This window comes from Leeuwenhoekiella nanhaiensis (assembly GCF_002744755.1).
Lineage (GTDB): Bacteria > Bacteroidota > Bacteroidia > Flavobacteriales > Flavobacteriaceae > Leeuwenhoekiella > Leeuwenhoekiella nanhaiensis.
In genome coordinates this window covers 473,223-495,719 of sequence record NZ_KZ319289.1, presented here as the reverse complement: position 1 = coordinate 495,719, position 22,497 = coordinate 473,223, and the positions used below count along the sequence as shown (strand labels likewise).

Genomic DNA, 22,497 nt, shown 5'->3' with positions numbered 1-22,497 from the left:
TACTGGATGAACCTTTATTGATGCTATACTATGACATTGCATAAACTTCATCGAACAACTTTTTATCCAATCGTTCCTGTTGGCCAAAGGTTTTTTTCAACGTATGGTGCAATACTGCATTGAACGCATTGTAACCCAACCAGAGATTAGGCTCTTCATTAAGCAACAAGGCTTCGTAGTTCAATATCTCAATGACTTCACGGGACTTTTTTGAAGGGTCACTGTTCTTATCGCTACATTCGTATCTAAAGAGCTTAGTCTTATCGAGAACTGCTTTTACAAATTCCTGCGCGTCGATGATTTTAAATTCCTTCATCTTGTCGAATTTCTTGGTAATGGTATAGAACTCATTGTCCAGAAATTTCTCGAATAGATTGTTCAACCTTGGCATTATAAGGTCGGTATTGTTCTTACTATGTTTGATGGAAAACTCAATTTCAGCCTGTGAAACGTGCAGGCCATTTGAACATACTTTTCTATAAAACCCAAAATGACCAGAGGTCTTTTCGCTACCATCATACGAGTTCTTGAACCGAAGCATTGGTAGTATCAAGTCCTTATCATTCTTAACCGTAAACTGGCTTTTGTCATCGATGATAAAATCGGTAATGAACGACCGGTCATTTTTGTTGATAGTTCGTTTATGATAGTTGAGTCCTGCATCGGTCAGCATTTCTTCAGCTTTCTTGAAGAACAATTGATTTGGAATGTGTCCGTAGCTGTTTGATACAACATTTACGATTTTGCCATTTGAGATAATGGCATTTTCAAGCCCTCTTCGGGATTCCATCTGGGTCAGGCTTTTTAAGGATTTCATTTCTGATGGAACGAAGATTTCATCCTGTTGCAAATTTTGTAAATACATAGCTTTTGAATTTTAGATTAAACATTTTGTAATAACAGAGCGTAATATTCTGGATGCCTTTCTCTGTAATAAGCCAAGTGGCTTTCAGCGCTTTCGATGTCGTAATTTTCACGGCTCGATTGGTAGTGGTCTTCAACTTCTTGTAATGTGATTGTGGATTTACTTGATACTCGTTTCATAATGTTGAAATTTTAGTTAAACAATACTTGAGCAGTACCCAAACGGAAGCTAAAATCACAGCTCAAAAGGAAACGGAATAAATAGGCGTAGGACGGTGAGATGGCTTTATGCCGTAGTCTTTTGATGGGTGCATTTTACGAGTTTACCTTTGCGCTAACTATTGATTGATAATCCCCTTCCTCGTAAATACATTTTTAAGCACTATCATAAAAAAGAAGAAGGGCCAGCACGAATGCCGACCCTTCTTCAAACAACAAAAGCTAATCGTTCAGTTCCTTAATTTTCTTTTCAAGAACTGTGATGCGCTCTTTCAAACGTGCTTCACGCTTGTTTCGTTTTTCGGCATATTCCTTCTCAATGCCGTCAATCTTGGATTTGTAATATCCTTGCATCGCATTGTAGAATGAAATATTCGTTAGGTTATTCACGTGATTGCTCTCGCCAAAATGCACTTGCTTTGTAATTTTATAGCGTATCAGCTTGTGAAAGATTTCCTTTTTGAATTTCTTCTTGAAATTCTCGACCATTTCAACTTTGGTCATCTTGGAAGTGTCGCCCAAGAACTTCGAGAAATACTTTTGTTGGCTCATATAATCCACATTATTTTCAAAAAGCGATATCGAGAATGCCACCATTTCGTCTGTGGAAAGTGTCTTCTTCGTTTCGATGTATTTGGTCTCACGAATCATCTGGACAACTTCTTCAAACTGCTTGTTGTTCTCGATGTGCTTCTTGCGGATTTCCCTTTCGTTGATTTTCACGATTTGTTCTTCAGGTGTACAATCTGCCATTTTTCTATTGGCCAATGGTGCTGAATAATCAGTTACTTCATCTTTTGATTTCTCGATTACCTTGACAAACACTTCTTTGTTCTGGTAGGTCTCAGGATGGAACACGATGCCGTTTACAAATCCATTGTCAGTTGCTGAATTGTAATTTTTCAATTCTTCTTCATAGTTCTGAATTGCTTCCTTAAGCTCAGCTTTTAGTTCATCTTCAGAATAATCGTAATGTTGATATTCTATTTTGATGGCCTCTATTGTTGGCTTAATTGGTTCTTCGATTATTTCAACATCATCCAGTAGATAGACCTTCAAGCCATTTTTTTCCAACTGTGAAATAATGAGCTGATTGTTTTCGTCATCTGCCCAGTACTGTCGTATTTCAGGAATCAGAAGGATGTTCTCTTTTTTGGATTTCTTAATCAGGTTCAAAAACGATTTGTTTTTCTTTGTTTCAAAACAAGCTGATTTTGTACAGACCATTTTACCCTCGCCGAACAAATTGCCTTGATTGGCCGCATTAAATGGACATTCTAAACAAGACCCTGCTTTCGGCACTAACTTCTTATCGGTTACATCAAAAGATGCTTTTTCCAAGTCATAGGTTTGGTCTTTAATCATCCTGTTTATCTGATGGGCATTAAAATCTTCGCCCATCGTTTCCAACATCATCTGTTGTTCCTCTGGTTCAAAAAGTGCGACACCTACACCCAATGATATTGTCATTTTGCCAATGCGGACAAAGTGCTTAAAACCTTCTATCAAACCTGCCAATTTTAGGCGTTGTCTGATAAAGTTGTCCGTTCTACCCAATCGTTTCGCAATTTCTGTGGGCGTATATTTCTCGCTGAGATAGGCAATGGACTCAGCTTCTTCGGTAGGCTCAACATCCTGCCGTTGTAAGTTCTCGATGATTTGAACTTCCAATACATCATTGTTCTCATAAGTCCTCACGATACTGGGTATGGTCTTTTTTCCTGCCAGCTTGCTTGCACGATATCGGCGTTCGCCCATCACGATGATATAATGGGCGTTTAATTGCCTTACCGTGATTGGTTGCAATACACCGTGCTCTTCGATACTCTCAGAAAGTTGCTGTAATGCGTTTTTGTTGAAAGTCTTTCTTGGTTGTTCTGGGTCAGTCTTGATTTTGCCCAATGGTAAGTTCTGAATTTGAAGTACGGATGATTTCTTTCCATTCACTTCTTTTTTGGCAGTTACTTTTGCTCTACTGCGCTTTTTTGTGGTACTCGCTTTTGTTGTCATAATACTCAAATTTTTGATTAAACAATATTTGAGCAGAAACCAAACGGAAGATAAAATCTTGGCTCAAAAGGAAACGGAATAAATGAGTAGGGGCAGAAGCGATGGCTTTATGCCGTAGTCTTTTGATGGAAGTATTTTACGAGTTTAACTTTCGGGAATATTTTATGATAAAAAACTTCTTACCAATGCTTTTAATTTTAATACATATCTCTAGAGGAAGCAGAAGTCTGAGGTAAGAATTTGTCCCATATTCATACTTTTTTTAGGGATAATAGCAAAGTACTTTAAAACTGTAATTTCTTGAATGGAATGATAAAAATCACTAGACTTTTCTAAAGAAAAGACTTTTTCATTGCAATTAATATCTAAAAATCACAAATGATGTCATTTCTTATTAGCATCCAAAAAAAGACAAAATGTTGTACCTATGTTGTACCTGTCCATTTTTTCGCTTAGTTTTTTCAATAAAAAAAGCCGAAGATAAATCTTCGGCTTTTGTGCGGGTGAAGGGACTCGAACCCCCACACCTTGCGGCATCAGATCCTAAGTCTGACGTGTCTACCAATTCCACCACACCCGCATTAAGTGCAATTTAACACTTTTTATTTGGTTTAATCCTAAGTCTAGCGTGTCTACCAATTCCACCACGCCTGCATACTATTTTTAACGTACTTAGGACTCCCGTTAAAAACTTGCATCCTTATCTGTAAAAATGCGAGTGCAAATATAGGAAAGATTTTGAATTTGAAAATGCTTTTTCAAAATATTTTTTCAATCCCGGAAAGCAATTTTAATCCCTCCGCTTTTTACCCGTTCTTCCTCAGCCTTTCCACCCCTTCAAAAGTACAAATCTGAAAGTCAATCCGTATTTTTACCCAAACTCAAGTTTTACTTATGAAAGCCCATAATGGGCACCCGGTAAATAAAGGTTATCACACCAAATTAAATAACGGAACCCCAAGTTCCTGATACAATTTAAATAGATGAAAGACATTAAAAAATACATAGACACCCATCAAAAACGCTTTCTCGACGAACTCATCGAGCTGCTTAAAATTCCATCTATCAGTGCCGATAAAGCCTATAAAGACGACGTATTCAACACCGCCGATGCCGTGGCCGAACGCCTTAAAGAAGCCGGTTGTGCCAAAGTTGAAATCTGCGAAACTCCGGGATATCCCATCGTATATGGCGAGATTATAAAAGATAAAAATCTGCCCACCGTTTTGGTTTACGGGCATTATGACGTGCAACCGCCAGACCCGCTAGACTTGTGGGAAAGCGCACCTTTTGAACCCGTTATCAAAAAAACAGAAGGGCATCCTGACGGTGCCATTTTTGCCCGCGGCGCATGCGACGACAAGGGCCAGATGTATATGCACGTCAAAGCGCTTGAGTATATGACCCAAAACGACGACCTGCCCTGCAACGTCAAGTTTATGATCGAAGGCGAAGAAGAAGTGGGTAGCGAAAATCTGGGTTGGTTTGTTTCCCGAAATCAGGCAAAGCTCGCTAACGACGTAATCCTGATTTCAGACACCGGTATGATCGCCAAAGACGTGCCCAGCATCACCACCGGCCTGCGCGGCCTCAGCTATGTGGAAGTCGAAGTCACCGGCCCCAACCGCGATCTCCACAGCGGCCTTTACGGCGGTGCGGTAGCCAATCCCATCAACGTGCTTACCAAAATGATCGCCTCACTGCACGACGAAAACAACCACATCACCATTCCCGGATTTTACGATCAGGTTGATGAACTCACCGCCGCCGAACGCGAAAAAATGGCCGAAGCCCCGTTTTCACTTGAAAACTATCAGAAAGCGCTCGATATCGACGCGGTTTATGGCGAAGCCGGTTACACCACAAACGAGCGCAACAGCATACGCCCTACCCTCGATGTCAACGGCATCTGGGGCGGCTACACCGGCGAGGGAGCCAAAACCGTAATCGCCAGTAAGGCTTACGCCAAGATCAGTATGCGTCTGGTACCGCATCAGGACTGGAAAGAAATCACGCAGCTGTTCAAAACTCATTTTGAAAGCATTGCCCCAAAAGGCGTACGCGTCAAGGTAAAACCGCATCACGGCGGCGAGCCTTACGTAACGCCCATTGACAACATCGGCTACCAGGCGGCAGAGGCGGCTTATGAGAAGACTTTTGGCAAAACACCCATCCCGCAGCGCAGTGGCGGCAGTATTCCAATTGTGGCTTTATTTGAGCGCGAACTCAACAGCAAGACCATCCTGATGGGCTTTGGTCTGGATAGCGACGCCATTCACTCGCCAAACGAGCATTTTGGGGTTTGGAATTTTCTCAAAGGCATCGAGACCATTCCGCATTTTTACCACGAGTTCACTAAACTAAAGTCTGCAGAAAACTAATTTTAAACTTTTGGGCGTGACCCCGCAAAAGGCGGGGTCGGGCTTTCGGCAGTCGCTTTTTTGCACCCGCGGTTTGGGGTGCTTTTACTGAAAGAAAATAATATCGAAGCACCGCGGGGCAAAAAGAGCTCCAACAATGCCTCAATCCCTCACGCAGTGTTTCAGTAAGCAGTCTCCCTTTGCAGCATCATGCTGACTGAGTGAATTTCCGTGAGCGAAAGCGATCTGAAATTCGTATCGAAGTCGGTTTGCGATTTAACTATTCAAATTCGCTAATTAATTAACTCAATAAAAAAACCCGTACGGCATCAGGCCTACGGGTTTTTTAATTTCGAATTTTAAATTTTGAACCTTAAATCCGAATCTGTGCATATTTGGCCTGTATAAACATAAACACCGCATAGGCGACAAGACCTAAGGCGACAATTCCCATGACGGTTGCGCCAAAATTATTCTGCAGAAACTCAAAGGCGGCAACTTTACCACCGGTATCTCCGCCGCTTCCGGTAGCCACCTTAAAGAATAAAAAGGCCACAATCCCCGAAACGATTCCTCTGGCGATAAAACCAATTTTTCCGGCGCGTATAAGGGTCTTACGTTCGTTCTGGCTGAGGCTGCTTTCACTCACATCATCCCTGAATTTTCCGGAATAGGCTTTATAGACCTGAAAAATGGCTTTCCCAGCCAGACATAGGGCAATAAAGCCCACAAGATAGGGTCCGTATGATTTATCCATCAGGGTAGAAATTATAGAGCTGCCCCCTGAGCCTGAGCTTTCGCCCAAAACCATACGCAGTGCAGTAACACCCAGCGCACCATAAAAAATACCACTTACGATAAAGCCGGAACGCTTAAAAAATCCTTTGACTTCACTCCACGAATCTCCGCTTCCTTTAAAAGCTTCATAAAACCTGTAAAAAGTATAGCCAAAAAGCCCCACCCCCAGAAGTGCGAGTAACACCTGGCCAAAAGGCTGACCGGCTAAAAATTGAAGTACGTTTTCATTTCCGCTTTTAGAACCGCCCAGGTTGAAGGCCGCCATTGCGGTTAGGGTTCCTATTATAGCATAGACCACACCTTTGGCAAGCATACCAAAACGGGCCAGTTTTTCTTTCTTATTGTTCATTGGAGTATTAGGTTAGTTAGTGATGCCAATATATCGATATGCATCACAGCCTTATCCCAACCCCGTGTTATAATAAACCAAACAAAGTGCTAAATGTCAGAAAATTAAACCTTAAACCCCTGATTACGAACGTAAAATTGAATAGGCTTCCATGAGACCTAGATTTTTTTCACATAATCAGTTACCAGAACGATTTGCTGCCCGTCAACTTTGCCTTCAATGTATTTTTCGTTTTCGTGATCTAGCGAAATACGTCTTACAGCCGTACCCTGTTTGGCCACCATACTGCTGCCTTTTACCTTGAGGTCTTTGATCAACACCACCGAATCGCCCGCTTCGAGAATAACTCCATTGCTGTCGCGATGCACCAGTGCGTTTGCTGCAGTTTCCTGCGCCACACCGGCTTTAGCCCACTCGCGCGTCTCTTCTTCCATATACATCATATCGAGCAGGTCTTGCGGCCAGCCTTCGGCTTTAAGCTGGTGCAACATACGATAAGCAACTACCTGTACCGCCGGCACGGGGCTCCACATACTGTCGTTAAGGCAACGCCAGTGATTGGGCTCTACCTGATCTGGATTTTCCAATTGTGTTCTGCAGGTACCACAAGCAAAAATCGCGGTGTCTGCGGTATCTCCTTCCGGTGAATGTGGCACGGCATACACGTCTAAATCGGTTGTGCTGCTGCATAGTTCACATAAATTGCCGCTTCGGTCTCTTAAATCCTGTTCGAGGCTCATAGTTTTAAGTATTGGTTAGGGCGGTAAAGTTAAGATTATTGTTAAATCAAGCGATAAGGATTGAGGCATTGTTGGAGCTCTTTTTGTCCCGCGGCGCTTCGATACTGTTTTCTTTTAGTACAATCATCCAACCGCTGCGGGTACAAAAAAGCGACTGCCGAAAGCCTGCCTTTGCCGGGAGACCAACATCTTTCGGCTGTCCCCAAAAAAAATCCGGCAAAGGATCGCCCTAAACATCAAAATTAATTTACTCTACACTTGTAGAATTAAAATTTATTTCTACATTTGTAGAATACATTCTAAACTTGTAGAAAATGAACCTCTCCAATGCCGAAGAACAATTGATGCAAATCTTGTGGAAACAGGAAAAAGCCTTTATGAAAGACCTCATTGAGGCGTATCCCGAACCACGGCCTGCAACGACTACCGTCGCCACTTTGTTAAAGCGCATGCAGGACAAGAATTTTGTGGACTATGTGCAATACGGGCGGTCGCGGGAGTATTTCCCCCTGGTCAAGAAGAAAGATTATTTTGCCAGGCAGGTGAATGGAATGATCAAAAATTTCTTTAACGACTCTGCCGCGCAGTTTGCTTCCTTTTTTACGAAGGAAACCGATTTGTCCCCGCAGGAACTGGAGGATCTTAAAAAACTGATTGACGAACGCCTAAAATCTAAAAAGTGATGCTCGCCTACCTCATCAAATCAATCTTATGCCTGCTGGTGCTTTGGGGGTTTTATAAAATCGCCTTAGAGCAAACGGCTGCGCATCACTTTAAGCGTGTTTACCTCCTGGGAAGTTTGGTTTTGGCTCTCACTTTACCGCTGATTACGTTTAGCTATACCGTTGAAGTAGAACCGCAAACGGTGGTTGCTGAGTCCGCAGTTTTTGAACCGGTTGCCTTTACCGAAGCTCCGGTTGCTGCACCGGTCGCAGAACCTACAAACTGGCTGCTTGTTGGTTTAGGAATCGTTTATGGTGCTGGTGTTCTGCTTTTTGGATTTCGGTTTCTGCGGAATTTGATCAGGCTTCGAAAGAAAATAACCCGTAACGAAAAGGTGCAGGCGAAATCCCACATCAACGTGTTGCTCGCCGGAAAGGTTATTCCGCATTCGTTTCTTAAGTTCATTTTCCTGCCTAAATCCGAATTTAAAGCCAACTCCATCGCCCCGGAAATTCTGGCGCACGAGCAGGCACACGTCACGCAAAAACACAGTTGGGATATTCTGGCGGTGGAATTTTTACAGGTGATTTTCTGGTTTAATCCGCTACTTGTTTTTTTGAAGAGAAGCATTGCTTTGAATCATGAATTTCTCGCAGACCGCGCCGCACTGACTCAAAATACCACTACTGAAAATTATATTGATCTTTTATTTACCTATTCGGGTGGTGCTCATCACACCGCATTATCAAGCCCGATTAATTATTCATTAACTAAAAAACGAATTCTTATGTTATCAAAAACCCGCTCGGTCAAAAAACTGGCCACCCGTCTTGCACTCTTTGTGCCCGTTCTCGCTTTATGTGTTTATTTCTTTAATGAGGAAATTTTGGCGAAGCCGGTTTACAAAGAATCATTACAGCAGAAAGAAGTTCCTGTAGTCGCAGATCCAGATGCAGCACTTCATAAAAACATCAAAGAGGAGCTTGAAAAAGCTGATAGGCTACCTATGTTCTTAGCAAAACACCCACCCGCAGATGCACTTCTTAAATCCTGGAAAGACTCCGATAAATATGAAATATGGGTTGATGCTGAAAGAGTTTCCAGTGACTTTTTAAACGATAAAACCGAAGATGATTTTGTTTGGTATCAAGTAAGCGCAGTTGATAACAGACTTACAAAATCTGTAAAAGGCTACGTCGTAAAACTAATGACTCCTGATTATTTTGAAAATCATAACAGAATTGATTCATCGACATTAAAAAAGGGTGACTATTATGAAAATGAAACCAGTGGAGCTGAAAAATCTATTAATCCTAAAGCCTATATATATCTACAGGACGGTAAAAAGAAAGTAATTACACAAGCTGATCTTAATGCAATTTCAAAAAATCCTACTTATCGCATTTTAGAAAAAAAATCGCCAACAGCATCGCAATTGTCTGAATGGAAAGACGCTTCGCAATACGGCATTTGGGTTGACGGGAAACGTATTACCAATGCTTCCTTGAAAAGTTCTAATGATTACAGCTATTATTCGATAAGCAAGCTTGAGAAAAATGCAAAAAATTACGGCTCGCATTATTATCAGGTTGATTTAATGACATCTGAATACTATGAAAGTCATAAAAAGATGCAGAATCCGCCATCTTTTGAGGAAGTAAAAACATATCTCGCTCAAAATGAAAAAGTACTGAATATCATAGTAATGGGTGCGCAGGTTTCGGTTAATGGCCAGGAGACAAGCATTGAAAATTTTGCAAAGGATCTCGATGCACTTAGTAAAAATTGGTCTTTCAGTGATAAACGCAATTACAGTATCCATGTGAGAACCACAGATCCTGCCGAAAAAATTTGGCAAAAATTGCAAAGCGCCTTTGAGACAACTGCCTTATATAAGGCAAACCCTAAAGGTTTAATACTACCGCCACCACCGCCAGTACCTGGTGCTCCAAATGCAGGAACTCCTCCGCCACCGGCGCCAGCAAGCGAAACTAAGCTTTCTGAAGAAGAATTGATAACACGTTTAGAGCAGGATGGGAAAGTGATTTCTTTTAAGATTGAAGAGGATCAAATTTTTTTGAACTCTAAGAAAGTTAATGTTGAGGACTTCGTAAAAGAAATGAATGCGATAACTCGCGGATGGACTCAGGATGAACTCGAGAACTGTAGGGTGCTTATTGGTAAATCTACCAGCAATGCTGATCCTAAACTAAGAGCAGCTGTAGAACGCGAATACAAAAAAACTGATTTATATCAGGCGCAACCGGCACATGGCTTGATTCCACCTCCGCCACCAGCGCCTGCTGCACCAAAAGCAGGAACTCCTCCACCGCCGCCGCCGCCACCCTCAGCACTGGAAATGGTAGACCTAGCAAAGGATAACATTTATTATAACGATAAAAAGATCTCTTCCGCCCAAGCTAAATCGTTAATGAAAGAAAGTGATAACTATAATATCCTAATGACTAGTTTTAAAGGTAGAAAGGCATTAATTATAAAGGACAAAGAATAACAAACTTCAGCATAGCTTTTAAATTAAAAATAATCAGGTATGACAGCCTACCTCATCAAATCAATCTTGTGCCTGCTGGTGCTTTGGGGATTTTATAAAATCGCCTTAGAACAAACGGCTGCGCACCACTTTAAGCGGATTTACCTGTTGGGAAGTCTGATTTTGGCTCTAGCATTACCGCTGATCACACTGAGCTATACGGTTGAAGTAGAACCACAAACGGTGGTTACTGAGTCCGTAGTTTTTGAGCCGGCTGTTTTTACCGAAACTCCGGTTGCAGAACCGGTTGCAGAACCTACAAACTGGCTGCTGGTTGGTTTAGGAATCGTTTATGTTGCCGGTGTTTTGCTTTTTGGGTTTCGGTTTCTGCGGAATTTGATCAGGCTTCGTCACAAAATAACCTGCAACGAAAAGGTAGAGGCGAAAACCCATATCAACGTCCTATTGGCCGGAAAGGTTATTCCGCATTCGTTTCTTAAGTTCATTTTCCTGCCTAAAACCGAATTTAAAACCAACTCCATCGCCCCGGAAATCCTGGCACACGAGCAGGCACACGTCACGCAAAAGCACACCTGGGATATTCTGGCAGTCGAATTTCTACAGGTAATTTTCTGGTTTAATCCGCTGCTGGTCTTTTTAAAAAGAAGCATTGCTTTGAATCACGAATTTCTCGCAGACCGTGCTGCCCTGGCTCAAAATACAACTACTGAAAACTATACCAATCTTTTATTTACCTATTCGGGTGGTGCTCATCACACCGCGTTATCAAGCCCGATCAATTATTCATTAACCAAAAAACGAATTCTTATGTTATCAAAAACCCGCTCGGTCAAAAAAATGCTTCTGCGACTGGTGCTTTTTGTACCTGTGCTGGCCCTATGCTTCTACTGTTTCAATCAGGAGATTGTCGCAAAGCCGGTAGTACAAAAAGAGTCTCTTTCTATATTGGGAAAATGGGTTGACCGCAAAAGTGAGTTCGCACAACTAACAATATACGAGCAGGATAAAAAGCTTTGGATGAAGTCTTATAAAGACACCTTTGAGTTGCGTCAGGAAAGTGAAAACCTTTATGCAGTAACTAAGAAAAACAAATCACTTTCTGCTGGTAAAATGCAGATTTTTATAAATTATAAACCTGAAAAAAATGAACTTCTTTTAAATGACAAAAGCTTTATTCGCCCTGAAAATACCTACGGAAAAATTTTCGCCGGGGATTGGGAAGGTGTTGATGTTGATCAGGAATTCTATATCCGTTCAGAAAACGGAGGCACCATCTGGACAATAAAAGATCAATTCGGTACAAATAGGTATTACCCAGTCTTAACGTCTAAGGGATTTTATTTCACATATGGCGATAAGGATATTTATTTTACAGTTGATGGAAACCATATGACCAGCTCAGAGGGCTATACCTATAAGAAGATCAAAGAAGCTCCTAAGATTATTACAGTATATGTAGTAAATAATCGCGTAAGCTTAATAAGCCAGTCCAGTTCAAAAGATAAACTTGCAGAAGATCTTAATGCAATGACGGCAGACTGGTCGCCTGAAGACTACAGAAACTATATCCTTGATGTAAAATCACAAGTGGGAATGGATGAGTTTCTGAAAGAGCTAAATAAAGAATTTAAAAAGACAGAATTGTTTAAAATCAATCCTTCACAACAATTAATCCCCCCACCGGCTCCAGCTGAACCAAAAACAATAAAATCAAATAAAACCTTAAACAAACCCGTTCCTGAAGAGTCTGAAATCATTCAGGTTTTTGAAGACATTTATATCGAAATTGATAAAAACCATCAGGTTTTCATCAACTCTAAAATGATAGACTCAGACCGTATTGAAAAAGCCTTAAGCCGGTATAATTCAGACTATACTAAAGCTGAACGCGCCAAAGTGATGGACGTAAAGATTACGGTAGACCCGTCGGTTAAAATGGGGATCATCACCGATGTGAAATCAGCACTTCGGGATTACGGTGTTAAGAGTATCAAAGTGATTATTGCGGGGGAGCCTCAGGAGGAAGCCTTGATTCCGGCGAAATCTGAAAATCCCCAAAAAAGCTCACCCCTTAGCCCGGAACAAATGACCAAAAAGGCCGGGTATTTGGTAATAGGCGATCAAACCTATTATTATGTAAAAACGGAATCTGGCGCTTTTAATTATTATGATCGCTATGCAAAACAACTTAGCGAAAAGGAGGTTTTAAAACTTCAGCAAAAAGCAGAAAAAGCAAACTGATCATACAACTCAGACCAAATTTTCATTCCTCAGCTGTTTAAACAGCTGAGGAATCCTTTTTTCTATTAATACAACAAACCACACTGGTTCAGCGTTCTACTTCTTATTAACAAGGCGGGATTTATTCAGCAGGTTATTCTAAATTTAGCTATTAACAACAGGCTTATCAAAACATGTTATGAGCCTTCAATAAACTTTTAAAAAGCCTGCGAAACCACTTCTGGTGAGCCTGTCGAAAAACTCGTGGTGAGCTTGTCGAAAAACTCGTGGTGAGCCTGTCGAACCATCAATCATCAAACTATGCTTAAAAAATTTTTTATTCTTTGTTCGGGTGCTGATCACGCCTTATTAGACACCTGCGCTCCCGGCGAGCAAAACAAATATGCCGGTATTGGCGCCACGGTGTTCTTTACCGCCTTAATGGCTTTTATTGCTTCGGGATACGCGCTGTACACGGTTTTTGACAACGTAGCAATCGCAATAGGCTTCGGGTTTTTGTGGGGTTTGCTCATTTTCAACCTGGATCGTTTTATCGTTTCAACCCTCAAAAAACGGGATAACTTTTTAGACGAATTCCTGCAGGCTGTTCCCCGTTTGATTTTGGCACTAATCATCGCTGTGGTTATCGCCAAGCCTTTGGAATTAAAAATCTTTGAGAAAGAAATTGATCGAGTTTTGCTCGAACAAAAGAACGATCTCACCCTCGCCAATCAAAACCAGATTGCAAACCAGTTTACTCCTGAAATCACTGCTCTGGATACGCAAATTGAAGCGCTAAAAACCGAAATCACGACCAAAGAAGCCGAAGTAAATGCGCTTTACAGCACCTATATTACGGAAGCCGAAGGAACTTCCGGAACCGGCAGATTGGGTAAAGGTCCGGTTTATAAAGAAAAACGCGACAAACACGATGCTGCCCTGGCCGAATTGCAACAACTAAAGCAAACCAATACCGAAAAAATCGCAGCACTTGAAACCCAAAAAACCGAATTAGCAACTGTCTACGACACCCGGGTTGCCGAAACCCAGCCGATCATTGATAATTTTGATGGACTCATGGCGCGTATTGAAGCTTTAGACGAATTGCCCTGGCTGCCATCGTTCTTTATCTTTTTACTGTTTCTGGCCATTGAGACTACACCTATTTTTGCCAAACTAATTTCGCCTCGCGGAGAATACGACCTGAAACTGGCCGATGCTGAGGGCGAACTCAAATCCTGGGCTACCCAAAAAGCCAACCAGCGACGCAACCTCATCGATGCAGACAATGTGCTAAACGACAAAGTTTACGGCGATCTGGCTCAGGAAGATGAACTCTACAACTACAAAAAGAAAATGGCGCGCGAACTTATGCAAAAACAGCAGGACGCGTTTTACAAACGCCAGAGTAAGTTGCTTTAGGTATTCATAAAAACAGTGCTGATGCGATGCTGAAACACGTTCAACATGACTCAAAACAGCTCCCTTCTCCTTAGGGAGAAGGGTTGGGGATGAGGAGAAGCCCCTAGAATTTTCGATCCGGATTGTACACGCTCAAATCCAGCGAAGGCTTTGTTCCATTAATCACTTCAGAAACCAGCAGTCCGGTAGCAGGGCCCAGACTCCAGCCCATCATGGCGTGACCGGCTGCAAGCGTGAGGTTTTGCCATTTTGAGGTATGACCTATATACGGCAAACCATCTGGGGTTACCGGGCGCAGACCGCACTGCGCATCTGCCTTTTCGGCTTCGGTGATTGTTACATTTTCAAAATAGCGGGGCACAGCCTGGGCAATAGCATCTACCCGAGCTTTGTTGATGTTGTGATTGATCCCGGCGATTTCCATAGTTCCGGCAAAACGCGTGAACCCGTTCATGGGTGTGATCGCTACTTTGGCCTCGCACAAAATCGAAGGCAGTGTGATTCCGGTTTCTGTGGTAGAATTGATGCGATAGCCTTTACCGGCCTGCATCAGGATATTCAGGTTTAGTTTTTTATTTAGTGTGCCGGTCCAGGCTCCGGTGGCGAGTATCACCTCATCGGCTTCAATCTGCCCGCCTGATTGGGTTTGTACTTTGGTGATCTTTTCGCCCTGCTTTTCAAAATCGGTTACCTGCTCATTTTTTAAAAACTGAACTCCATTTTGCTGTAAAAGGGTTTTAAACTCCTGCATAAACTCGCCCGGAGTGGTATGCCAGTCGCACTCGTAATAAGCCGCTCCTTTGATATTTAACTTCGTATCAGGCATTTTTTGCTGTACTTCTTCAGCGCTCAGCATTTTTGCAGGCAAACCTTCTTTATGGGCGAGTGCTACGGTATGCCCCTCCTCTTCCAGCATGTGATCGCTTTGGCACAACATCAGCAAGCCTTTTTTCTCAAGCTGAAAACTGAAATCTTCGGCTTCTTTGATAGCTGCATACAGGTCCCTTGAAAGCAAATTGATATCGCGTATCGCCGGAATGGCTTTAGCTACATTTTCTTTGGAACAGGAGTTATTAAAGGCCATCGTCCACTTCAGAAAATCTGCATTGAGCCGGGGCTTGATGTAAAGCGGACTCTTGCTGCTGAGCATCCATTTTAGGCCCTGTTTCATCACACCGGGCGCCGCCAGCGGAATGATGTGACTGGGCGTTAAATAACCGGCGTTTACGTAGGACGCACCGCTATCCATAGCGCTTTGATCAATCACCGTTACCTCGTGACCGGTTTTCTGCAAATAATAAGCACAGGATAAACCAATAATCCCACCGCCTATGACAACACATTTCTTACTCATGTTAGTTGATGTTATAATCCCACAAAGGTTCTTTGTTGAGCAAATTTTTTATAAAATAATTCCAGCGCTTTTTCTGAAAATAGCTGTTATAACTACCACTGTATCCATGGCGCTGACTTGGGATGATAAGCAGGTCAAACTCCTTATCGGCTTTAATTAAAGCCTCCGCCAGTTTAAAGGTTCCCGAAGGGTTTACATTATCGTCAATCCCACCGTGAACCAGCAATAATTTCCCTTTAAGATTGGGCGCCATAGTCACGTTTGAGACCTGCTCGTAGCGCTCATCAATGGGGTAGCCCATGTACATTTCGGGCCACCAGGCTTTTTCCATTCTAAAATCGTGATCCCCGCTGCTGGCAACCGCCACCTTATAAAAATCAGGAAAGGCCAAAACCGCATGCGCCGCATCATAACCGCCTGCCGAATGCCCAAAAATCCCGACCCGGTCTGTGTCTACCCAGGTGTACTTTTCGCCCAAAAACCGAATCGCATTAACATGATCGCGCAGGTTGTCGCCCATATTCCTATACGAGACATTGCGAAAAGCCTTGGAACGGGCAGCTGTACCCAGACCATCAACGGCCACTACGATAAAACCCAGATTGGCCATAGCCTGATGACTGAGCGCACGGTCAAACGAACGCGGAAACATCTGCGTATGCGGCCCGGTATAGGTCGCATCAATCACAGGGTATTTTTTTGTGGCATGAAAATTTACCGGTCGCCAAAAGGCCCCGTAAATAGGCGTTATACCGTCTTTACCTGTTAGGCTGAACACTTCCGGCAATTGCCAGCCTTCACAGGTCAGGGCATCAACATCTGCTTCGGTAAGCGTTTCTATAATTTTTCCGGTTTTCTTGCTGCGCAAAAGGGTTTTAGAAGGTTTATCTACGGCCGAAAGCACATCTGCAAAATACGCTGATCCTTCTAAAAACTGAATGTCATGGTTCACAGGCTCAGGCGTAAGGCTCGTCATTTTTCCGTTTAGGGAAACTTTATAGAGTTGCTGATGATAGGGATTTGCAGCTTTATCCACACCGGAAGCCAGATAGTATATCAGCTTGTTTTTGGTATCGATATTGACAATCTCATTAACTACAAATTCCCCGTTTGTAAGCGGTTTTAGCTTGCCGCTTTGTTTATTCAGAAGGTACAGCTGCTTCCAGCCGCTGCGCTCTGAAAGCACAACGAAATCCTGCCAACCCTCCACCTCACGGAATTCAAAATTATCGATGCTGGTCGTAACCGATTCTTCGTAAAGCGGACTGATGCTTTGTGCATCCAGATCAACCACTTTTAAGTACTGATCTTTATAGCCGCGACTGCGGTAAGAGGCGATCATTTTATGCGGCTCGTCATCCATCCACTTAAGCCAGATACTGTTTACGTGTATTTTTTTGGGCAGATCAATATCGAGTTGTTCTTTGGTTTCCACATCAAAAAATACCGGCTTGTAAGTCACCATCGTGGTATCGCCGGGCGAACCGCGGTAATAACTCAGCAATTTGGGCTTATACAGACTGTCTATGCTGTAATCCAGCAAATACATTTTTTCGGCATTGCGGGTATCAACCACCTGCGTCACCAGGTATTTGGAATCAGGTGACCATTGTACGTCAAAATGCGGTGGGCGCTCGGTGCCTTCGCCTTCTATGATATCAAACCAACCGATACTGCTGGCATAATCGTAACCCGGCTCCCCGTCTGTGGTTAGCTGCACCCTCTTACCCGACCCGGCATCTTCAAGGAATAAATTGTGATTTTCTACAAAAGCTTTCCATTTACCATCGGGTGAAGTTGAAGTGCTTCGGTCGCGGTTGCGCCAGGAATCCCTGGCCTTGTCATTTTTTGAATCAACGGGCTTAAGGCTATCACCGTCCCACGAAAAAGGCTTTCCATCAAAAACAAAATACAGGCTTTCTGCTTTGCGTTCCAGGCGGGAAAGGTCTAAATCTGTTGCCTCGACGTTTTTGTCCAGCTCTTTGGATAAGGATTCCGCCAGTTTTGCATGATCAAAAAGCGGAGCCGTCCTGAGATCCTTGTAATTTACTCCCAGATAGGTTTTTCCGGCTTTATCGTAGTTCAGAAACCAAATCCCTGAACCTTCCTCAAACTCGTGCACTTCCGTTTTGAGGTTGAAGGCTTTTTGATTGATCACATTTCCGTAGGTATAGTCAATCGCCTGCTGATAGTCAGCCTTTGTCATTTTTTCCTGGGCGAAAGAAACACCCGCAATCAACAAAAGCGTAAGCGTGATATACTGAATATTTAACTTAAAAACCTTCATATTCTATTTATTAACAACCTCGGGCAAGCCGAAGAGATATGGGTTTGACAATCAATTTACAATTTTGAAGTAGGCGCCGTCAAATAAAACCCTCAATGAGGGTTAAATCACCTGAAAGCCGAACGCATACGGATCTTCGGTATCAATAGTCATTGTGTTATGCCCGTAAATACGCGCCCAACCTTTGATGCTGGGCACAACCGCCGGAAAATTCCCCAAAGTGGTTACTTCTTCAATACGGCCAATAAACTTGGACCCTATAAAACTCTCGTGAATAAAATCGGTTTGCGGCTGTAGCAATCCCCGGGCGTGCAACTGGGCGATACGTGCCGACGTCCCGGTACCACAGGGCGAGCGGTCAATAGCCTTGTCGCCATAAAAAACTGCGTTGCGTCCCGTTGAAGCAGGATCAATGGGCGAACCCGTCCATAACATATGGCTTACATCGCGTATGGTATCATTTTCAGGATGTATGAAATGATCGGGGTATTTCAGATTGATGCGCTGGCGCAATTCCTGACTGAGCTGTACAATCTTTGAGGCTGAAAAATCCTGAACGCCGCTAAAATTCTTCTGCGGATCAACAATCGCATAGTAATTTCCGCCATAGGCCACATCAAATTTGAGTTCGCCAAGTTCCGGGCATTCAATGGTCAAATCGCGTGCGGCGAGATAACTTTTTACGTTGGTGAGCTTTACCCAGTCTACCTTCTTTCCCGTTTGCTGGTATTCGATCTCTACCAGACCTGCCGGCGCTTCCATCCTGATTTTACCGGGTACTTTAGGGGTGATCAGGCCTTCTTCGATAGCAATGGTAATGGTACCTATGGTTCCGTGACCACACATGGGGAGGCAACCGCTGGTCTCAATAAATAAAATCGCAAAGTCGTTTGCAGGGTCATGGGGCGGAAACAAAATACTCCCACTCATCATATCATGACCGCGGGGTTCAAACATGAGTCCTTTGCGTATCCAGTCGTATTCTTTTAAAAAATGCTGGCGCTTCTCGCTCATGGTTTTGCCTACCAGCTCGGGACCGCCGGTTTTAACCACACGCACAGGATTCCCACAAGTGTGCGCGTCTATACATTGAAAAGTGTGGATGGGCATTCGGTATTACTATTCTTATTGTTATTATTATTCTTATTATGGTTTCAAGCTCTACTTAAAATAACGTTGCATTTTCCGGTTGCATTCTCCTTTGTAGAATTCACAATTAACTTTTAACCCTTAACTTTTCCCATTTTCAGCGATATAGGCGTCAACCTGTTCTTCCAAAATGGGTAAGGTCACGGTGCCCTCGCCGAGAATGACCTCGTGAAACGCCCGGATGTCAAAGTTTTCGCCCAAAGCTTTTTTAGCACGCTCCCTCAATTCGCGTATTTTGAGTTCGCCTATTTTATAGCTGAGTGCCTGCCCCGGCCAGGCGATATAGCGGTCGGTTTCGGTATTGATCTCGTGTATAGAAAGCGCCGTATTTTGAGACATATAGTCTACCACATCCCGGCGGCTCCAGCCCATGGCGTGAATCCCGGTATCTACCACGAGACGGCAGGCACGCCACATCTCATAGGTGAGCTGACCAAATTTCTCATAAGGCGTTCTGTAAATACCCATCTCATCGGCAAGATACTCGGAGTAAAGCCCCCAACCCTCACCGTAAGCGGAGAGGTATAAATTTCTGCGAAACTGCGGAATGCTGTCACTCATTTCCTGATTGAGGGCGCCTTGGAGGTGATGTCCCGGCACGGCCTCGTGCGCGGTAAGCGATGGCAAGGTGTACAGCGGCCTACTCTCTAACTGATAGGTATTCACCAAATAATGCCCGGCCTGCGTACCGATTATACTGCTGCCGGAATACCGCCCGCCGGTATATTTAGGCGCAATCGCATCGGGTACTTTAATCACACCATAAGGCTGCCTTGGCAATCTCGAAAAGAAAGCTGGCAACTCGTTGTCAATACGCTTGGCAATATCCCGGGCGTGCATTAGCAAAGCATCACCGGTAGTAACGTAAAACTGAGCATCGGTACGTAAGAACTTCAGGAAATCGGCGAAGCTGCCTTCAAAATTGACTTCCTTGATGATTTTTTGCATTTCGGCTTTGATGCGGGCGACTTCTTTCAGGCCCAGCTCGTGGATGCTTTTTGCTGTATAATCAGTCGAAGTGGTGTAAAAATCAATTCGGTTTTGGTAAAATTCTGCTCCGCCGGGTTGTGCCAAAACTCCAATGGCATCCCGGCTTGCCGGTAAATATTCGGTCTCAAAAAAGGCTTTGATCTTTTTAAAACTGGGGATCACACTGTCTTCAACTACCTGCTTTGCGGCGGTAAGCAGCGAATCTTTTCGCGACTGCGAAATGTTATCGGGCAATTCTAAAAAGGGCGAATAAAAATAACTCTCCAGCGGATTGTCGACAATATGCGTCTCGTAGGTGGACTCATACCCGTTGAAAATCACGCGTGGCTGCACAATACCCTGCTTAAACCCTTCGCGCATCAGGGCGAAATGACTTTCAGCAAAATACGGAATGGCCTTTAGCCGGTTGAGATACCCCACCGCCTGATCGTAATTGCGAATGGGTCGCACCTGATAATTGAGATTGAGGTGAAAGCCCTGATCGGCCTGAATGGGATTGAGGTGCATCTTGTAGGTGTACTCAGCTACCTGATCCTGCAACACAAAAGCCAGAAGCTTACTGGATATCTTTTGGCTTGCCGGGAGCTTCTCTTCGTTCAGGGCCGCCAACTTATCTAAAAGCTCCTGAGCAAACGCAGCCCGCTCTTTATACAATTCTTCATCGTAACGCCCCAGCGGATAATCCTGCCAATCGTAATCCCGATGGTTTTCATAAATGCTAATGATGCTGTCCAGGGAAATGGATTTTTGCGCATTTAAAGCTCCTGTCATCAAAAAGACAAGCAGTAGTATACAACGTGTTTTCATCTGAATTCGTTTAGACATTATCATCATTTTACTTTTTACTTACCGGCTTTGCAGAACTATCAAAATTCCCGTCAACATCCCATCCCAACCTTCCCTTCAAAGGGAAGGAGTTGTTACTAGGCTTTATTATAAATACCGTCCACCTTACGCAGAATACCTAAGGGATTTCCGTCTTTTAAAGCATCGGGTAATAGTTCCTGAGGCCAGTCCTGATACGAAACCGGGCGTACCCAGCGGTAAATCGCGTCATTACCTACCGATGTAAACTTCGCATCAGAAGTTGAGGGAAACGGACCGCCGTGGTGCATCGCCGGGCATACTTCTACACCGGTTGGCACCCCGTTAAATAAAATTCTTCCTACCCGTGAACGCAGTGCGTCAATCACATCTGTATATGCTGAAACTTCTGCGGCTTCGGCAATCAACGAACCGGTCAACTGACCTTCCAAGGTATTCAATACTTCGAGCAACTGGGCTTTTGAAGCGCAGGCAACCAGCATCGAAAACGGACCAAAAACTTCGGTATGCAATTCCGAATTAGCCAGAAAATCGTCTGCAGTTACTTTAACCAATGCGGGCTTGCCGTCATTTGCACCTTCCGCCTCAAGCGCTACCGCCAGAACTTCAGTGCCGTTTGCGTCGAGCATTTTTTGCTTTCCGCTCTCGTAGGAACTGTGAATATTGGGGTGCAACATACAATTAGCCGGTTGCTGACCTAATGCTGCAGCTAGGTGCTTTCCAAACGTATCGAGTTCAGCGCCTTCAATTCCTAAAATAAGTCCGGGATTGGTGCAAAACTGTCCCGCTCCCAGATTGATGCTTCCGGCATATTTCTGTGCCCATGACTCACCATTTGCTTTTAATGCTTCAGGCAAAATCACAACCGGATTAATGCTTCCCATTTCGGCATAAACCGGGATAGGCTCTTTTCGGCCTGCACCCAATTTGGTCAATGCCGTTCCGGCTTTGATGCTTCCGGTAAAGCCCACCGCTTTAATTGCAGGATGCTTTACCAATTGCTCACCTACGGTAATTCCTTTACTATTCAGATTTGAGAAAACACCGTCAGGCATCCCTGTTTTTTCCGCAGCTTTTATAATCGCCGAAGAAACGAGTTCGCCCGTACCCGCATGCATCGGGTGACTTTTTACAATAACGGGGCAACCTGCTGCCAGCGCACTGGCCGTATCACCGCCAGCCGTAGAAAAAGCAAACGGAAAATTACTGGCGCCAAAAACGGCGACGGGACCTACCGCGATTTGCATTTTGCGCAAATCAGGTTTCGGTGCGGGAGTGCGCTCCGGGTCACCGTGATCTATAGTCGCCTGGACCCAATCTCCCTGCTCAAGCAAAGCTGCAAACGAATTCAGCTGGCCAATGGTGCGCCCGCGCTCGCCCATCGCACGCCCTTCGGGCAGGCCTGACTCTGCGGTGTACGCATCTATCACTTCCTGACCTAAAGCTTCAATTTCTTCTGCAATAGCTCTTAAAAATGCAGCGCGTTCTTTATCTGTTTTTTGTTTGTATACTGCGAAAGCTTCCGTCGCTTTTTGAGCCGCTTCATCTACCTCAGCTTCTGTGGCTTCGGTAAAATCCCACTCATTATCGCTGTTAAGCTTCGGGTTAACCGTTTTGTAGGTTTGTGTTCCTTTCGCCGAAAGGCTGTTGCCTATGTAATTTTTTCCTGTAATCATATCATTTTTGATTGTCTGACTTTCAAAAACACCTTGAAAAATCAGCTTGTAGTTTTCAG

Annotated in this window: 15 protein-coding genes and 1 tRNA gene; 5 read left to right on the top strand and 11 right to left on the bottom strand. The window is 43.8% G+C overall.

Annotated features, from left to right (window positions below; genetic code table 11):
- Nucleotides 1-28: 28 nt before the first annotated feature.
- From CJ305_RS08755 to CJ305_RS08745, 4 genes are all read right to left on the bottom strand, one after another.
- Nucleotides 29-865, bottom strand: a complete 837-nt coding sequence (locus CJ305_RS08755; RefSeq protein WP_099645874.1) for a DUF932 domain-containing protein — start codon at nucleotides 863-865, stop codon at nucleotides 29-31.
- Between the two features lie 17 nt (nucleotides 866-882).
- On the bottom strand, nucleotides 883-1,044 hold the full coding sequence (locus CJ305_RS19470; RefSeq protein ID WP_189319413.1) for a hypothetical protein: 162 nt from the start codon (nucleotides 1,042-1,044) through the stop codon (nucleotides 883-885).
- Between the two features lie 261 nt (nucleotides 1,045-1,305).
- A complete protein-coding gene (locus tag CJ305_RS08750; protein ID WP_099645873.1) occupies nucleotides 1,306-3,093 on the bottom strand; it encodes a ParB/RepB/Spo0J family partition protein in 1,788 nt (595 codons plus the stop codon).
- 498 nt (nucleotides 3,094-3,591) lie between these two features.
- A tRNA-Leu gene (locus CJ305_RS08745) sits at nucleotides 3,592-3,673 on the bottom strand.
- Between the two features lie 403 nt (nucleotides 3,674-4,076).
- Here CJ305_RS08745 and CJ305_RS08740 point away from each other — a divergent pair.
- Nucleotides 4,077-5,474 (top strand): dipeptidase, encoded by a 1,398-nt coding sequence (locus CJ305_RS08740; RefSeq protein WP_099645872.1) that lies wholly within the window; start codon nucleotides 4,077-4,079, stop codon nucleotides 5,472-5,474.
- Between the two features lie 352 nt (nucleotides 5,475-5,826).
- Here the strand turns inward: CJ305_RS08740 and CJ305_RS08735 are convergent, their stop codons facing one another.
- Nucleotides 5,827-6,600 carry a DUF1206 domain-containing protein gene (locus CJ305_RS08735; RefSeq protein WP_099645871.1) on the bottom strand — a complete coding sequence of 258 codons (774 nt, stop codon included), beginning with the start codon at nucleotides 6,598-6,600 and terminating at the stop codon, nucleotides 5,827-5,829.
- A gap of 158 nt (nucleotides 6,601-6,758) precedes the next feature.
- Nucleotides 6,759-7,340 (bottom strand): PhnA domain-containing protein, encoded by a 582-nt coding sequence (locus tag CJ305_RS08730; protein WP_099645870.1) that lies wholly within the window; start codon nucleotides 7,338-7,340, stop codon nucleotides 6,759-6,761.
- A gap of 314 nt (nucleotides 7,341-7,654) precedes the next feature.
- Between CJ305_RS08730 and CJ305_RS08725 the strand changes: the two genes are divergently transcribed.
- The 4 genes from CJ305_RS08725 (at nucleotide 7,655) to CJ305_RS08710 (ending at nucleotide 14,157) form a co-directional block, all read left to right on the top strand.
- Nucleotides 7,655-8,023: a BlaI/MecI/CopY family transcriptional regulator gene (locus CJ305_RS08725; protein WP_099645869.1), complete on the top strand. Its 369-nt coding sequence runs from the start codon at nucleotides 7,655-7,657 to the stop codon at nucleotides 8,021-8,023.
- Nucleotides 8,023-10,515, top strand: coding sequence for a M56 family metallopeptidase (locus CJ305_RS08720; protein ID WP_099645868.1), 2,493 nt, complete (start codon nucleotides 8,023-8,025; stop codon nucleotides 10,513-10,515). Before CJ305_RS08725 ends, CJ305_RS08720 begins: the two co-directional genes overlap by 1 nt.
- Before the next feature lie 39 nt (nucleotides 10,516-10,554).
- Nucleotides 10,555-12,756 (top strand): M56 family metallopeptidase, encoded by a 2,202-nt coding sequence (locus tag CJ305_RS08715; protein WP_099645867.1) that lies wholly within the window; start codon nucleotides 10,555-10,557, stop codon nucleotides 12,754-12,756.
- Nucleotides 12,757-13,056: 300 nt separating this feature from the next.
- Nucleotides 13,057-14,157: a DUF4407 domain-containing protein gene (locus tag CJ305_RS08710; RefSeq protein WP_099645866.1), complete on the top strand. Its 1,101-nt coding sequence runs from the start codon at nucleotides 13,057-13,059 to the stop codon at nucleotides 14,155-14,157.
- A 103-nt stretch (nucleotides 14,158-14,260) separates the two neighbouring features.
- On the opposite strand, the gene CJ305_RS08705 is transcribed toward CJ305_RS08710, so the two are convergent.
- The 5 genes from CJ305_RS08705 to CJ305_RS08685 all read right to left on the bottom strand — a co-directional run bounded on the left by CJ305_RS08705 (nucleotide 14,261) and on the right by CJ305_RS08685 (nucleotide 22,438).
- Nucleotides 14,261-15,511: an NAD(P)/FAD-dependent oxidoreductase gene (locus CJ305_RS08705; RefSeq protein ID WP_099645865.1), complete on the bottom strand. Its 1,251-nt coding sequence runs from the start codon at nucleotides 15,509-15,511 to the stop codon at nucleotides 14,261-14,263.
- A 1-nt stretch (nucleotide 15,512) separates the two neighbouring features.
- Complete coding sequence (locus CJ305_RS08700; RefSeq protein ID WP_099645864.1) at nucleotides 15,513-17,798, bottom strand: S9 family peptidase; 2,286 nt, start codon at nucleotides 17,796-17,798, stop codon at nucleotides 15,513-15,515.
- Nucleotides 17,799-17,900: 102 nt separating this feature from the next.
- The gene (locus tag CJ305_RS08695) at nucleotides 17,901-18,908 is read right to left on the bottom strand and encodes a 4-hydroxyproline epimerase (protein ID WP_099645863.1); all 1,008 of its coding nucleotides are present in this window, start codon (nucleotides 18,906-18,908) and stop codon (nucleotides 17,901-17,903) included.
- Nucleotides 18,909-19,028: 120 nt separating this feature from the next.
- Nucleotides 19,029-20,744, bottom strand: a complete 1,716-nt coding sequence (locus tag CJ305_RS08690) for a DUF885 domain-containing protein (RefSeq protein WP_099645910.1) — start codon at nucleotides 20,742-20,744, stop codon at nucleotides 19,029-19,031.
- 116 nt (nucleotides 20,745-20,860) lie between these two features.
- Nucleotides 20,861-22,438, bottom strand: a complete 1,578-nt coding sequence (locus CJ305_RS08685; protein ID WP_099645909.1) for an aldehyde dehydrogenase (NADP(+)) — start codon at nucleotides 22,436-22,438, stop codon at nucleotides 20,861-20,863.
- Nucleotides 22,439-22,497 lie beyond the last annotated feature (59 nt).